This is a genomic window from Ectothiorhodospira shaposhnikovii (assembly GCF_016584105.1).
In the GTDB taxonomy this organism is placed as follows: domain Bacteria; phylum Pseudomonadota; class Gammaproteobacteria; order Ectothiorhodospirales; family Ectothiorhodospiraceae; genus Ectothiorhodospira; species Ectothiorhodospira shaposhnikovii.
In genome coordinates this window covers 17,953-32,865 of the sequence record NZ_NRSM01000016.1, presented here as the reverse complement: position 1 = coordinate 32,865, position 14,913 = coordinate 17,953, and the positions used below count along the sequence as shown (strand labels likewise).

Genomic DNA, 14,913 nt, shown 5'->3' with positions numbered 1-14,913 from the left:
TGGTGACCTGACACGGTATGATCAGAACAAGTGTTTTGCAAACGGAGACCTTGCCCATGACCGTGATCGACCCCGGTCGTCGTCGCACCCTCAAGGCCCTGGTTACTGCTGCCCTCGTCCCCGCCCTGGCCGGTTTCCCCGATCCGGCCAGGGCTGACCGGACACCCCGCGTCGGGCTGGCACTGGGCAGCGGAGGTGCCCGGGGTCTGGCCCATGTCCTGGTGTTCGAGGTGCTGGAGGAACTGGGAGTGACCCCCCATCGCATCGCAGGCTCCAGCATAGGTGCTGTCATGGGGGCACTTTACGCGGCGGGCCTGTCGTCCCGGGATATCCACGATGCCATCGACGCCCTCACCGTGGCCCACGACGAATCCTGGTTCGAGTCCCTGCTGAACCGGGAATGGACCCGCTGGATCAAGTTCCTGGAACCCTTCGGCGCCAAGGGCGGACTGATGAAGTCGGACGCCTTCATCAAGTTCCTCAAGGATACCGCCGGCGTGAGCCATTTCGAGGAACTCAAGATCCCCTTGCAGGTGGTGGCCACCAACTTCTGGGAGCGACGCGCGGTGGTCTTTGACAGCGGAGACATCTGGACCGCCGTCCAGGGCAGCATGGCCATGCCGGGGCTGTTCAGCCCCGTGATCCTGAACGACAAGGTACTGGTGGACGGTGGCCTCACCAATCCCGTCCCCTATGATCTGCTGATGGATGATTGCGACATCACCATCGCCGTGGACGTGCTGGGCACGCGCAAACCGGACAACGGCAACGGGGACGGCAATGCCAGCCCGTCCTATTTCGATAACAGTTTCAACACCTTTCAGATCATGCAGTTCTCGATCCTGGAGGAAAAACTCAGGCGGCTCCCGCCTGACATCCTTGTCCGCCCCGAGATCAGCAATGTACGGGTGCTGGACTTTTATCGCTTTGAAACCATCTTCAAACAATCCCGTCCGGCGGTGGAACAGCTGCATCGGGAACTCAAGACGCAGCTTGGGATGATCTGAACCAGCCATTCCCGCGAAAGCGGCAACCCCGGACTCACTCCCTCGCCGTAGCGAAGGCAGGGGCCCCGTTCAGCCCATCCCTTGAGACAACCTGAGCCAACACCGTCACAAACCCATGAAATCCCTGAAAACAAGACTGGCTGAACACGGCTTTATTGCCAACGAGGACTACAGCTATCCGGTGCAGTGCCTGCTGTCGGCCCGCCTGGAACATCTGCGCTGCCTCAACATTGAAGGCCGTGGTGGTCGCCGGCGGGCGGCTTTTGCCCATGCCCTGGGACAGGCACTGTCTTTCGAGCACATCCTGTATCACGAACTCAACCCTCCCCGGCCGGACCCGCCCGTCCGCATTCCGGTCGAACAGGATGAAAACGGCCCCGGTGAGCGTCCCGTCGACCCGGTGGACCGGCCTCTTGGGGAAGCCTGCGCCCTGAGCGAGGGTGAGCCGGCACTGCTGATCCTGGACCAGATCCACAAGGCGGCCTTTGCCGAGCATCTGCGACTGGCAGAGTTCATCCGCACCGGATACTGGTATTCAGGAGATACCGTCCTCAAGGCCAATGCCTCTCATCTGATGATTTTTCTGATCTCCGACGAACCGCTGTTCCACAGCCTTCAGCAGATGAGTTTCAAGGTATGGGTGGACCCCGAACAACCCACACCGGAGCTCAAGCCTGAAACCCTGGGCCTGCCACCCGAGGCCTATCCCCTTCTGCAGGCGCTCAAGGCAATCTTCGATGCCCTGGATATTCAGCCCAACCTGAACGAATATGCACGGGTGATTCATGACATCCATGTCAACGTCAATACCCGGGAAGATCTTTGCCATTCCCTCTACGGCTGGGTGGAAGGCATCAACCGGGAACATCTGATGTCAAGGGACATGTCCCGGACACTGGAAACCCAGTTTTCCATCATCCGGAACTATATTGACCCAAAAGAAACGTTTTCCGTCTGAATGCCCGTGCGATCGGGCCGCCCCATCCACTCATTCACTGACGATCCTGACACCGATCCGTTATGATCGGAGCCGTGCCCCACTGACAGCCATTGATCAAGCCATGACACCAGAACAGGTACAAGCACTCATTGCCGCCGGGCTACCGGAAGCCCGCGTCACCGTCAGCGGCCAGGAAGGCCATTTCGAAGCGGAGATCGTTTCCGAATCCTTCAACGGGCTCAGTCGCCTCAAACGGGAACAAATGGTCAACGCCACGGTAAGGGACGAAATCACCAGCGGTGCCCTGCATGCCCTGACCATTCGCCCCCTGACCCCGGAAGAATGGGCGCAGAAAAAGCAGAACACCTGAAACCATAAAGACACTGCGAAACCGACGGAACCACCGATGAAATTCGAGACCCAGGCTATTCACGCCGGCTTCAGCCCGGACCCGACCACCAAGGCCGTGGCCGTGCCCATTTACCAGACCACGTCCTATGCCTTCGACGACACCCAGCACGGAGCGGACCTGTTCGACCTGAAGGTGGCAGGGAACATCTACACCCGTATCATGAACCCCACCACGGACGTGCTGGAAAAACGCCTGGCCACCCTGGAAGGCGGGGTGGGTGCCCTGGCCCTGGCCTCGGGTATGGCCGCGACCACCTACGCCATCATGACCATCGCCGAGGCGGGACATAACATCGTCACCACCAGCACCCTCTACGGCGGCACCTACAACCTGTTCGCCCACACCTTGCCCCGCTACGGCATTGAGGTCCGCTTCGCCGCCCCCGGCGACATTGATGGCATGCGCGCCCTGATGGACGACAACACCCGAGCGGTGTTCTGCGAATCCGTCGGCAACCCGGCCGGCAACGTGGCGGACCTGCAGGCCCTGGCTGACATGGCCCACGCCCACGGCGTGCCGCTGATCGTGGACAACACCGTGCCCACCCCCTACCTGTGCCGCCCCTTCGAGCACGGTGCCGACATCGTGGTGCATGCCCTCACCAAGTACATGGGCGGCCACGGCACCACCGTGGCCGGGGCCATCGTGGATTCGGGCAATTTCCCCTGGGCGGAACACAAGGACCGCTTCACCCGCCTGTGCGAACCGGACCCCTCCTACCATGGCGTGGTCTACACCGAGGCCTTCGGTGCCGCCGCCTTCATCGGCCGCGCCCGGGTGGTCCCCCTGCGCAACATGGGCGCCGCCCTGTCGCCGTTCAACAGTTTCCTGATCCTGCAGGGCATCGAGACCCTGGCAGTGCGCATGGACAGACATTGCGACAACGCCATGACCGTGGCCCGCTTCCTCAAAAACCATCCGAGCGTGAGCTGGGTACGCTTTGCCGGCCTGGAAGGCCATCCCGACCACGCCCTGGCGCAAAAGTACATGAACGGCCGCGCCGCCAGCATCCTGTCCTTCGGCATCAAGGGCGGCCGCGAGGCCGGTGCCCGCTTCATCGACGCCCTGAACCTGGCAGTGCGCCTGGTGAACATCGGCGATACCAAGACCCTGGCCTGCCACCCGGCCACCACCACCCATCGCCAGCTGTCACCGGAAGAACTGCAAAAAGCCGGCGTTTCCGAGGACATGGTCAGACTGTCCATTGGCATCGAGCATGTGGATGATATCCTTGCAGATCTGGATCAGGCTCTGGCAGCGGCGGGCTAAGGGCCATACCCGGACCGTATTCAACCGCCATCAGGAATCACATCATCATGGCCGCCAATATTGATGCTCCCTACCTCGAACATCTCGAGCCCATCGGTGAGCTATCCGAAGCCGGGCGCAAGCAGCTCAAGGGCCATCTTCGCCAGGAAATCCTGCATGCCGGCAACAAACTCAGTATCGGCAACGAGACCCCGGACCTGGTCTATCTGCTGTCCGGACGCTTGAGCCTGGTTTCCCGAGGCATTGCCGAAGAGATCAGCAGCCAGACGCAGCGGGCCAATCAATCCCTGTTTTCCAATTGTCAGCATGGCGCGTTTGCCGTTGCGGAAACCGACTGCACTCTTCTGCGTATCGACCAGCAGACCTTCACGGACCTGCTGAACCGTGAGCGCACGGCAGGCATCGAAGTGGTGGATGTGGACGTGGACGAGACCCAGAGTTCCATCTTTCAGGAACTCTACCAGGCCACGATCAATGGAACACTGGAACTGCCACCGATGCCGGAGGTGGCCATGCGTATCCAGCGCATGGCCCAGAATCCCGATATCGGGGTCACGGAAATCACCCAGGTGATCCAGACGGATCCGGTCGTGGCAGGCGCCCTGATCCATGCGACAAACACTCCCCTGTTCAGGGCAGGAGTTCCGATCAGCAACATTCGCGACGCGGTCATCCGACTGGGACTCAAAACCACGCAAAAGCTGGCCTTCAATATTGCCATGCGCCAGGCCTTTAAGGCCCGTTCTCCAAAAACCCAGCACCGCATGCATCAACTATGGGCGCATAGCGTCGACATATCCGCCATTGCATATGTCCTGGGCGGGTATCTGCGGGGATTCGACCCTGACCGTGCCCAATTGGCGGGTCTGATGCATGACATCGGCACCATTCCAATCCTGAACTATCTGGATCGGCACCAGATCAGTCTCAGTGACAGGCATATGGAGGACACCATCAACAAGTTGCGTGGTCTGGCCGGGGTGATGGTGTTGAATTTCTGGGGCATGGACGATGAAATCGTCACCGTTGCGGAACACGCCTGTAACTGGAAGCGGGATCATGAGGGGACCGGGGACTACTGCGACCTGGTAATCGTTTCACGGCTGCTCAGCCAGCAAATCACCTCGAAGGCCGGCCAGCCACTCCCACCTCTGGATCAGGCGCCCGCTTTCCGGAAGCTGGATCTGGGACCCTTTGACGAGAACATGAAACTGAGACTTCTCAAGGAAAAGGAGTCGGAAATCATGGCGCTCCGGAACATGCTCCATGGCTGACGGGATATCGGCAGACACGCTGTCCGACCTGCATCCCTTGCAGGAACTTGGCGAAACGGCCAGGCATAACCTGGCGCGCAAGGCCACGGTCATGTCGCTCAAGGCGGGCACTCGCCTGACGGCGGCGACAGAGAACCGATGGATGCTCTTCGTGCTGCAAGGGCGGGTCACGTTTGTGGCCCACGACAAGCCCACCCTGATCGAGTCAGGAAGCCCCAGGGCCAAGCACCCCCTTTTCAGTGGCGAGAACCTGCGTGAATTCGCGGTCTGTGCCTCCCCGGCGCAGATCCTGCGCATTGATCGCAACATGTATGAATCCCTCAACCGGCAGCAACGGGAAGACAATTTTGAGGTGGAAGAAACCATCCTGACCCCCACGGAAAGCGCCCTTTTCACGAAGATCTATCAGAACATCGTGACGGGGCGGCTGGATCTGCCGGCCCTGCCCGAAGTCGCCTTCAAGATCCAGAAGGCCATCCATTCTCCGGATACGGATGCCTATCGCCTTTCCCGCATCATCCAGATGGATGTCGCCGTCACTGGAGGCATGGTAAAGGCCGCAAACAGTGCACTGTACGGTGGCACCAGCCCGGTACAGAGCGTACGGGATGCCATCGTGAGACTGGGCTTTGACGTCACCCGCCAACTGGTGATCAGCATTGCCATGCGGCAGGTTTTCAAGACTGACTTGCCCATCCTGAAAAAACGCATGCAGGCACTTTGGGATCGAAGCGTGCATGTCTCGGCCCTGAGTTATGTGCTGGCCCGCCAAAGTGAACGCTTTGACCCGGAACATGCCATGCTGGCCGGACTGCTGTATCAGGTGGGCATGGTTCCACTGCTGGATCACATCGGTCGCAATCACCCCGAACTCTCCGAACCTGAGATGGACAGTATCGTGACGCGGCTACACCCTCTGGTGGGAGAACTGGTGATCAATTACTGGGGCCTGGGATCGGACATCTGCCAAGTGGTCCGGGAGTGCGGAAAACTGGATCGCAATGGCCACAACGCACCGGATTACTGCGATGTCGTCCTGGTGGCCGATCTCTATCGCAGGACACATGACCACACTGAAGACGACCTACCCCGCTATGACCAGGTACCCGCCTACGAAAAGCTGGGGCTGCCCGAACCGGATACGGACATGAAGATCGAGCTCTTCCATGAGGCGGAAGAAGAAATCCGTCTGGTCATGGATTTCCTCAAGGGTGTGGTCGTACACTGAAACGGCCCCATGCCAGCCCTATCCTTTTCAGCCACACAGCACATACCATGAGCCACACCCCCCATCGCCCCTCCCGGGGTGAGAAGCTGCGTGCCGCCGACAAGGTGGCCCGCATCCCGGTCAAGGTAGCCCCCACCACCCAGGTCCAGCGCAAGCCACCGTGGATTCGCGCCCGGGCCCAGGGCAGCCCGGAGGTTCAACGCCTCAAGCGGGTACTGCGGGACAGCCACCTGCATACCGTCTGCGAGGAAGCGGCCTGCCCCAACCTGGGGGAGTGTTTCGGCCACGGCACCGCCACCTTCATCATCATGGGTGACATCTGCACCCGGCGCTGCCCTTTTTGCGACGTGGCCCACGGCCGCCCCAACCCCCTGGATCCGGAAGAACCCGTGAACCTGGCCCGCACGGTGCAGGCCATGGGTCTGCGCTATGTGGTCATCACCTCGGTGGACCGGGACGACCTGCGGGACGGCGGCGCCGCCCATTTCGTCGACTGCATCCGCGAGACCCGTGCCTTGTGCCCGGATATCCGCATCGAGATCCTGGTACCGGACTTTCGCGGCCGCATGGAGATCGCTCTGGAGATCCTGGACCAGGCCCCGCCGGACGTCTTCAACCACAACATGGAGACCGTCCCGCGGCTGTATCGACAGGCCCGTCCCGGCGCCGACTACGCCTGGTCCCTGACCCTGCTCAAGGCCTTCAAGGCCCGGCACCCGGACATCCCCACCAAGTCGGGACTCATGCTGGGCCTGGGGGAGACGTCGGAGGAAGTGGAGGCCACGCTCAGGGATCTGCGGGACCATGACTGCGAGATGCTGACCCTGGGTCAGTACCTGCAACCCTCCCGGCACCACCTGCCGGTGAGCCGGTTCGTCACCCCGGAGGAATTCGAGCGTCTGGCCCAGGTGGCCTACGGGCTGGGGTTCTCCCAGGTGGCCAGCGGCCCCATGGTGCGTTCCTCCTATCATGCGGACCAGCAGGCGGCCGCCTATGGCCTGGGTGCCGGCACACGGGATCCCGCCGGTCATGGATGACCCGATCCTGCTGCGCTACAGCCGCCAGATCCTGCTGCCCCAGGTGGGCTACGAGGGTCAGGAGCGGCTGGGGCAATCCCATGCCCTGATCATCGGCCTGGGGGGGCTGGGCAGTCCCGTGGCCCTGTATCTGGCCGCCGCCGGCGTGGGCCGTCTCACCCTGGTGGACTTCGACCGGGTGGATCTGTCCAACCTGCAACGCCAGGTCATCCATCGCACCGACCGCATCGGCCGGCCCAAGGTAACCTCGGCCGCGGAATCCATTGCCGGGATCAATCCCCTGGTGCAGGTGACCTGCATCGACCAGGCCCTGGCGGGGGATGCCCTGGCCCGGGCCATGGGTGATGTGGACGTGGTGCTGGACTGTTCCGACAACTTCGCCACCCGTTTTGCGGTCAACCGGGCCTGTGTGGCCACGGGCACCCCGCTGGTATCGGCGGCGGTGATCCGGCTGGAGGGGCAGTTGTCGGTGTTCGAGCCCCAGGTGGCGGACAGCCCCTGCTATCACTGTCTCTACGGGGAAGGCGAGGAAACCGCCGAAACCTGCAGCCGCAACGGGGTCCTGGCCAGCCTGCCGGGGGTGATGGGGACACTGCAGGCCACCGAGGCCCTGAAACTGCTGCTGGGCCTGCCCACGGTGCGGGGACGCCTGCTGCTGCTGGATGCCCTGGCGATGGAATGGCGCAGCATCCGGGTGAAAAAAGACCCCGACTGCACCGTCTGCGGCGGGGGTGGGTGAGGGACAGCCCTGGCTTGCCCTCGCCCGGCCCCTCCCCCCTTGGGGAGAGGGGCCTGAACAGTGTCAGGACAACTTCTGCTTGAGCAAGTCGTTCACCTGCGCGGGGTTGGCCTTGCCGCCGGTACGCTTCATCACCTGACCGACGAAGAAGCCGAACAGCTTGTCCTTGCCGCTGCGATACTGCTCCAGCTGGGAAGGATTGTCAGCGATCACCTGATCGATCACCTGCTCAATGGCACCGGTATCGGTGATCTGCTTGAGCCCCTTGTGCTCGATCACCTGATCCGCGTCACCCTCGCCGGCCCACATGGCCTCGAAGACCTCCTTGGCGATCTTGCCGGAGATGGTGTTGTCCTGGATGCGTCGCAGCAGTCCCCCCAGGGCCTCGGCGGAGACGGGGCTGTCGGTGATCTCCCGACCTTCCCGGTTGAGGGCGCCGGCCAGCTCCCCCATCACCCAGTTGGCCGCCAGCTTGGCCTGCCCTTCCACGGCGGCCGCCACCTGCTCGAAGTATTCGGCCATTTCCCGACTGGCGGTGAGTACGCCGGCATCATAGGCGGACAGGCCGTGATCGCTCATGAAGCGGTGCTTCTTCTCGTCCGGCAGCTCCGGCAGGGAGCCTCGGACCTGCTCGATGAAGGCGGGCTCGATGTCCAGGGGCAACAGATCGGGATCGGGGAAATAGCGATAGTCGTTGGCCTCCTCCTTGGAACGCATGGAGCGGGTCTCGCCCTTGTCCGGATCGAACAGGCGGGTCTCCTGCACCACCGCGCCGCCGCCTTCCAGGATGTCGATCTGACGCTCCACCTCGAAGTTGATGGCCCGCTCCAGAAACCGGAAGGAATTGAGGTTCTTGATCTCGGCCCGGGTGCCGAACTTCTCGGTGCCCTTGCGGCGCACGGACACATTGGCATCACAACGGAAGGAGCCTTCCTGCATGTTGCCGTCGCAGATCTCCAGATAGCGCACCAGGGCATGGATCTTCTTCATGTAGGCCACCGCCTCGCGGGCGGAACGCATGTCTGGCTCGGAGACGATCTCCAGCAAGGGGGTGCCGGCACGGTTCAGATCCACCCCGGTCATGCCGTGGTAATCCTCGTGCAGACTCTTGCCCGCATCTTCTTCCAGGTGAGCCCGGGTGACACCGATGGTGCGGCTCTCGCCGTCTTCCAGCTCGATTTCCACCTGACCGCGCCCCACCACGGGCAACTCATACTGGGAGATCTGATACCCCTTGGGCAGGTCCGGATAGAAGTAGTTCTTGCGGGCGAAGATCGAACGGGGCGCAATGGGCGCACCGATGGCCAGACCGAACCTGACGGCCATGCCCACCGCCTCCCGGTTCAGCACCGGCAGCACTCCAGGCAACCCCAGATCCACCGCGCAGGCCTGGGTGTTGGGCTCGGCACCGTAGGCGGTGGAAGCGCCGGAAAAGATCTTGGATTTCGTGGACAGCTGGGCGTGGATTTCCAGCCCGATGACCGTTTCCCATTCCATAATTATGAGACCCCAGGTCTGCTAAACAGTTATTCAAAGCCCGCGGGGGCCATCTGATGCCACTCGGTGCCCAGCTGGTACTGGTGGGCCACTCCCAGCAGGCGAGCCTCGTCGAAATAGTTGCCGATCAGCTGCATGCCCACGGGCAGTCCCTGTGAAAAACCGGCGGGCAGGGACATGGCCGGCAGTCCGGCCAGATTGACCGCGATGGTGTAGACGTCCGACAGGTACATGGTCACCGGGTCGGCGGTCTTCTCACCCAGGCGGAAGGCGGTGGTCGGGGTGGTGGGCGCCAGGATCACATCCACCTGCTCGAAGGCCTGGCGAAAATCGTCGGCGATCAGGCGACGGATCTTCTGAGCCTTGAGGTAATAGGCATCGAAATACCCGGCCGAGAGGGCATAGGTGCCCACCATGATGCGGCGCTGCACCTCGGGTCCGAAGCCTTCCCCCCGGGAGCGCATGTAGAGGTCCATCAGGTCCTTGGGGTCCTCGCAGCGGTAACCGTAGCGAACGCCGTCAAAACGCGCCAGGTTGGAGGAACACTCCGCCGGCGCCACCACATAGTAGACCGGCACCGACAGACCGGAATGGGGCAACGCCACCTCGACGAACTCAGCCCCCAGCTTCTTGTAGAAATCAATGGCCTCATCGATCACCCGGGCCACGCCCGGATCCATGCCCTCGCCGAAGAACTCCCGCGGCAGGCCGATCCTCAGGCCCTTGAGGGTGGTATTAAGGCGGGCATTGAAGTCTTCAGCCGGGCGCTCCAGGCTGGTGGAATCCCGCTCGTCGAAACCGGCCATGACGTTGAGCATCAGGCCGCAGTCCTCGGCGGTACGGGCCATGGGGCCGCCCTGGTCCAGACTGGAGGCAAAGGCGATCATGCCCCAGCGGGAGACCCGTCCGTAGGTGGGCTTGAGGCCGGTGATGCCGGTCAGGGCCGCCGGCTGGCGGATGGAGCCGCCGGTATCGGTCCCCGTCGCTCCCGGGGCGAGGCGGGCCGCCACCGCGGCGGCGGAACCCCCGGAGGAGCCACCGGGTACCCTCTGGGTGTCCCAGGGATTGTTCACCGGACCGTAGTAACTGGTTTCGTTGGAAGACCCCATGGCGAACTCGTCCATGTTGGTCTTGCCCAGCACCGGGCAGCCGGCGGCCTTGAAGCGCTCCACCACACCGGCATCGTAGGGGGAAATGAAGTTGTCCAGCATGCGGGAACCACAGGAGGTCCGCACGCCATCGGTACAGAAGATGTCCTTGTGGACGATGGGCACGCCGGTCAGCGGCCCGGCCTCGCCCCTGGCCCGGGCGGCGTCGGCGGCCCGGGCCGTCTCCAGGGCCTGCTCCGCGGTGACGGTGATCAGGCTGTTGAGGCGATTGTCCAGGGATTCAATGCGCCGCAGATAGTGCCCGGTGAGTTCAACACTGGACACTTTGCCGTCCCTGAGGTCGGCGGCAAGTTCAGCGATGGTCTTGTCGTGCATGGGAAATTCCGTGTTTGAAGGCCGTTGGGCAGGTCAGGCCGGCTGCAGCAGGCCACCATCCCTGATCATTCTATGACCCTGGGTACCAGGTAGAGGCCGTCCTCCACCGCCGGGGCGATGCGCTGGAAATGCGCCCGTCGGTCCGGCTCGGTGGGGGCATCGGCGCGCAGGCGCTGGGACAGTGCCAGGGGATGGGCCATCGGCTCCACGCCTTCGGTATCCACGCCCTCCATCTGCTCCACGAAGTCAAGGATGTCCGACAGGGTGCGGGCGTAGGTATCCAGGTCCTCTTCCCGCACGTTTAATCGTGCCAGGTGGGCGATCTTCTTGACCTGTTCTTGTGACAGGGACATGGCGCGCTCCGGAATGTGTCCGATATTCGTTGTTAAGCCGATTAAAGTAGCACAGTCCATGCCTTGCCCAAAGTATCCCCCGGTTGCTAGAGTAGCGCCTTTCGCAGGCGACGCCCCAAAACCATCATGCTCAGCCGCATACTCGGTCTCCTCTCCAACGACATCTCCATTGATCTTGGCACCGCCAACACGCTGATCTACATGCGTGGCAAGGGTATCGTGCTCAACGAACCCTCCGTCGTGGCCATCCGCCAGGACCGTGGTCCCGGCGGCCCCCGCTCCATCGAGGCGGTGGGCTCGTCCGCCAAGAAGATGATCGGCCGGACGCCGGAGAACATCCAGGCCATCCGCCCGATGAAGGACGGCGTCATCGCCGACTTCACCACCACCGAGAAGATGCTGCAGCACTTCATCCGCAAGGTCCACAGCAACCATCTGTTCCGGCCCAGCCCCCGCGTGCTGGTCTGTGTGCCCTGCGGCGCCACCCAGGTGGAGCGACGTGCCATCCGTGAATCCGCCGCCGGCGCCGGCGCCCGCAAGGTCTACCTGATGGAAGAACCCATGGCCGCCGCCGTGGGCGCGGGCATCCCGGTGGACGAGGCCCGTGGTGCCATGGTGCTGGACATCGGCGGCGGCACCTCCGAAGTGGCGGTGCTTTCCCTCAACGGCATCGTCTATTCCGCCTCCGTGCGCATCGGTGGGGACACCTTTGATGACTCCATCATCTCCTATGTACGCCGGAATTACGGCATCCTCATCGGCGAGGCCACGGCCGAACGCATCAAGCACGAAATCGGCTCCGCCTACCCGGGCAAGGAACTGCTGGAGATCGAGGTCAAGGGCCGCAACCTGGCCGAGGGCGTGCCCCGCGCATTCACCCTCAACAGCAACGAAATCCTGGAATCCCTGCAGGAACCCCTGCACGGTATCGTCAGTGCCGTACGCACCGCACTGGAACAGACGCCCCCCGAGCTGGGCTCCGATGTGGCGGAAAGAGGTATCGTGCTCACCGGCGGCGGCGCCCTGCTGCGGGATCTGGACCGCCTGCTGATGGAGGAAACCGGCATCCCCGTGGTGGTGGCAGATGATCCCCTCACCTGTGTCGCCCGCGGCGGCGGCAAGGTGCTGGAGATGCTGGACGAACACGGCGCGGACTTCCTTTCCATCGAATAAACACCCGACAACCTGACATCCTCCAGCCCATTACAGCCGGCGGGGCATGACTGTTGTCCCCAAGCCACCAGAGATACGTTCCCGCAGGAGGGCCTGCCATCAAACAGCCGCTCTTCAATCTGGGACCTTCTCCCGCTTTCCGGCTGGCGCTGTGCGTGATTCTGTCCCTGGTGATCATGACCCTTGATCACCGCCATCATCACCTGCAGCAGGCCAGAACCACCCTCGCCCTGCTGGTATATCCCGTGCAATATCTGGCGGACCTGCCGGTGAGGGCCGGTGACTGGATGATGGAACAGTTTTCCACCCATCAGACCTTGATCGCGGAAAATCGGGCGCTGCGTGAAGAGCAGTTCAGGATGCGCAGCCTGCTGCTGCGCTTTGAGGCTCTGGAAACAGAGAACGCCCGTCTGCGGGAACTTCTGGACACATCCTCTCGATTGCGGGAACAAGTGGTGATCGCGGAACTGCTATCCGTGGATCTGGACCCTTTCCGGCAACAGATTCTGGTCAACAAGGGACATTTTCACGGTGTCTACGCCGGACAACCCCTGATCAATGCCGCCGGGGTGGTGGGGCAGATCCTGGAAGTCAACGCCATGCACAGTGTCGCCCTGCTGATCTCCGATCCCAGTCACGCACTGCCGGTACAGGTCAACCGTACCGGTCTGCGTACGCTGGCTGTGGGCACCGGTCATCCTGAACGCCTGTCACTCAGGTTCATCCCACCCAGCGAGGACATAGAACCCGGTGACATCATCAGCACATCAGGCCTGGGCGGACGATTCCCTGCCGATTATCCGGTGGCAAAAATCACCCGGGTCGACCGCCCCTCCGGAGAGGCCTTTGCACTCGTGGAGGCAAGACCGCTGGCCCGGCTGGATCGCTCCAGGGAAGTATTGCTGCTGTGGCCGGCAGAGGGGGAAACCCATGCAACGGATCCAGACACCACAGCGCCCGCGGAGGACGACTGATGGACAAGATCCGGGGCCTGCTGCTGGTCATCCCTCTGACCATTCTTGTGGCCTTCGTACTGACAATCATCCCTCTGCCTGACTGGGCCACCCCCTGGCGCCCGGAATGGGTCGCCATGACGATCATCTACTGGAACATGGCCCTGCCCCGGCGGGTGGGCGTGGGTACCGCCTGGATCCTCGGCCTGCTGCTGGATGTGACCAAGGGCGCCCTGCTGGGCCAGCACGCCCTGGCCATGGCGCTGATCGCCTGGATCAGCATCCGCCTGCATCAGCGAATCCGGGTCTACCCCCTGTGGCAACAGGCCATCACCGTCGGCGCCCTGCTCGCCCTGTTCAAGCTGATGGTACTGTGGGTCTACGGCATCACCGGGCATGCGCCGGGTACCTGGCTGTACTGGGCCCCGCTGGCCGCCAGCACCCTGCTCTGGCCGCTGATCTTCGTACTCCTGCGGCGGATACGCCGCCGCTGGTGCCTGAGCCTGGCCTGAGTGCCCCGGATCAACCCGACCGCATCCGTTCCAGCTGTTCACGAAAGTCATCACAGGGATCGGTGATGCGCAACCTCGGCGTGAACCAGACCCAGTGATGGGCCTGGGGTGTGGCGGAGGCATAGTCGGCCATCGACGCCGCCTCTTCCCTCACCTCCACAAAGGCAAGACTCAGCACCGTCCGCTCCGGGACCTGCCGATGCAGATAGAGGGGTACCCCATGATCCAGCCGGACATGACCACTGCCTGCAATGAGGATGACCGGCCGCCCTGTCACCGCCGCCATGCGCCGGGCCATGTAGGCATCCCGGGCGCGCTGGGCGTCGACCATGCCTGACGCCCGGGCCTCGGGCAGATAACCGCAGTGCGCATCCAGGATGCGCCGGGTCAGGGTCGACAGGGCCGTCTCGGGCAACGGCGCGTCCAGCCCCAGTTCCGCCGGGGCCTGATCCAGCGCCTGGAAGCCTTCGCGGGCCACCGCCAGGGCGTCACTGCTGGAGAGATTCCCGGCGATGATCGGCAACCCATGGTCCAGGGCATGCTGCACCAGCGCCCGGTACTCGTCCCAAGGCCACTGCCGCCCCATCACCCCGGCCCGCTCCGCCAACTCATCCGCATCATGCCCCTCCTCGGCCCGATAGGCATCAATGGCCGGCTGATCCTCCAGATCGAAGATCTCGAACACCAGGGCCGGCTTGAGATCCGTCATCGCCTCCACCAGGGCCAGCTGCAGACGATGATGATCCGGATTGCCGTGGACCTCCCCCAGCAGCAGAAAATCCGCCCGTCGCAGGTCGGCGATCAGGTCCGTGCCGACATCCCCGAGCGGATCATGGTGGGACCAGCGCTGCCCCACCAGCGGGTGGTCCTGAAGATGAGGCGCCAGCCACGACTCTCCGGACCAGACCGGCACCGGCAGAAACAGGGCGATCAACAGCAGGCAATGGAACGACCATCGATGCAAAGACATGGGCAGGATCCTTGTGCAACCGAAGGGAAGGTGGTGATGTCAACGGTATACTATTGCCCCGAAGG

At 62.9% G+C, this 14,913-nt stretch carries 15 protein-coding genes; 11 read left to right on the top strand and 4 right to left on the bottom strand.

Annotation, left to right across the window (positions count from 1 at the left end):
• Window positions 1-56 precede the first annotated feature (56 nt).
• The 8 genes from CKO35_RS10390 (at window position 57) to CKO35_RS10355 (ending at window position 7,906) form a co-directional block, all read left to right on the top strand.
• Window positions 57-1,007, top strand: coding sequence for a patatin-like phospholipase family protein (locus CKO35_RS10390; RefSeq protein ID WP_200175663.1), 951 nt, complete (start codon window positions 57-59; stop codon window positions 1,005-1,007).
• 115 nt (window positions 1,008-1,122) lie between these two features.
• On the top strand, window positions 1,123-1,965 hold the full coding sequence (locus CKO35_RS10385; protein WP_200175661.1) for a hypothetical protein: 843 nt from the start codon (window positions 1,123-1,125) through the stop codon (window positions 1,963-1,965).
• Window positions 1,966-2,068: 103 nt separating this feature from the next.
• The gene (locus tag CKO35_RS10380; RefSeq protein WP_200175659.1) at window positions 2,069-2,317 is read left to right on the top strand and encodes a BolA family protein; all 249 of its coding nucleotides are present in this window, start codon (window positions 2,069-2,071) and stop codon (window positions 2,315-2,317) included.
• A 36-nt stretch (window positions 2,318-2,353) separates the two neighbouring features.
• Window positions 2,354-3,628, top strand: a complete 1,275-nt coding sequence (locus tag CKO35_RS10375; protein WP_200175651.1) for a bifunctional O-acetylhomoserine aminocarboxypropyltransferase/cysteine synthase — start codon at window positions 2,354-2,356, stop codon at window positions 3,626-3,628.
• Window positions 3,629-3,675: 47 nt separating this feature from the next.
• Entirely contained in the window at window positions 3,676-4,902 is a 1,227-nt protein-coding gene (locus tag CKO35_RS10370; RefSeq protein WP_200175649.1) for an HDOD domain-containing protein, read from the top strand.
• Window positions 4,895-6,130, top strand: coding sequence for an HDOD domain-containing protein (locus CKO35_RS10365; protein ID WP_200175647.1), 1,236 nt, complete (start codon window positions 4,895-4,897; stop codon window positions 6,128-6,130). The genes CKO35_RS10370 and CKO35_RS10365 overlap by 8 nt, the downstream gene beginning before the upstream one ends.
• A gap of 47 nt (window positions 6,131-6,177) precedes the next feature.
• Window positions 6,178-7,167: a lipoyl synthase gene (gene lipA / locus CKO35_RS10360; protein ID WP_200175644.1), complete on the top strand. Its 990-nt coding sequence runs from the start codon at window positions 6,178-6,180 to the stop codon at window positions 7,165-7,167.
• Window positions 7,160-7,906, top strand: coding sequence for a HesA/MoeB/ThiF family protein (locus CKO35_RS10355; protein ID WP_200175637.1), 747 nt, complete (start codon window positions 7,160-7,162; stop codon window positions 7,904-7,906). The genes lipA and CKO35_RS10355 overlap by 8 nt, the downstream gene beginning before the upstream one ends.
• A gap of 63 nt (window positions 7,907-7,969) precedes the next feature.
• On the opposite strand, the gene gatB is transcribed toward CKO35_RS10355, so the two are convergent.
• The 3 genes from gatB to gatC all read right to left on the bottom strand — a co-directional run bounded on the left by gatB (window position 7,970) and on the right by gatC (window position 11,240).
• A complete protein-coding gene (gatB, locus tag CKO35_RS10350; protein WP_200175635.1) occupies window positions 7,970-9,403 on the bottom strand; it encodes an Asp-tRNA(Asn)/Glu-tRNA(Gln) amidotransferase subunit GatB in 1,434 nt (477 codons plus the stop codon).
• A 29-nt stretch (window positions 9,404-9,432) separates the two neighbouring features.
• Complete coding sequence (gatA, locus tag CKO35_RS10345; RefSeq protein WP_200175633.1) at window positions 9,433-10,887, bottom strand: Asp-tRNA(Asn)/Glu-tRNA(Gln) amidotransferase subunit GatA; 1,455 nt, start codon at window positions 10,885-10,887, stop codon at window positions 9,433-9,435.
• A gap of 65 nt (window positions 10,888-10,952) precedes the next feature.
• The gene (gene gatC, locus CKO35_RS10340) at window positions 10,953-11,240 is read right to left on the bottom strand and encodes an Asp-tRNA(Asn)/Glu-tRNA(Gln) amidotransferase subunit GatC (protein WP_200175632.1); all 288 of its coding nucleotides are present in this window, start codon (window positions 11,238-11,240) and stop codon (window positions 10,953-10,955) included.
• Window positions 11,241-11,366: 126 nt separating this feature from the next.
• Here gatC and CKO35_RS10335 point away from each other — a divergent pair, with 126 nt between their 5' ends.
• Genes CKO35_RS10335 through mreD form a run of 3 tightly spaced genes read left to right on the top strand, consistent with a single transcriptional unit; the run spans window position 11,367 to window position 13,878 of the window.
• A complete protein-coding gene (locus CKO35_RS10335; RefSeq protein ID WP_200175630.1) occupies window positions 11,367-12,413 on the top strand; it encodes a rod shape-determining protein in 1,047 nt (348 codons plus the stop codon).
• Window positions 12,414-12,466: 53 nt separating this feature from the next.
• The gene (gene mreC / locus CKO35_RS10330) at window positions 12,467-13,387 is read left to right on the top strand and encodes a rod shape-determining protein MreC (RefSeq protein WP_207143654.1); all 921 of its coding nucleotides are present in this window, start codon (window positions 12,467-12,469) and stop codon (window positions 13,385-13,387) included.
• A complete protein-coding gene (gene mreD, locus CKO35_RS10325; protein ID WP_200175628.1) occupies window positions 13,387-13,878 on the top strand; it encodes a rod shape-determining protein MreD in 492 nt (163 codons plus the stop codon). The genes mreC and mreD overlap by 1 nt, the downstream gene beginning before the upstream one ends.
• 10 nt (window positions 13,879-13,888) lie before the next feature.
• Here the strand turns inward: mreD and CKO35_RS10320 are convergent, their stop codons facing one another.
• Entirely contained in the window at window positions 13,889-14,848 is a 960-nt protein-coding gene (locus tag CKO35_RS10320; RefSeq protein WP_200175626.1) for a ChaN family lipoprotein, read from the bottom strand.
• Between the last annotated feature and the right edge of the window lie 65 nt (window positions 14,849-14,913).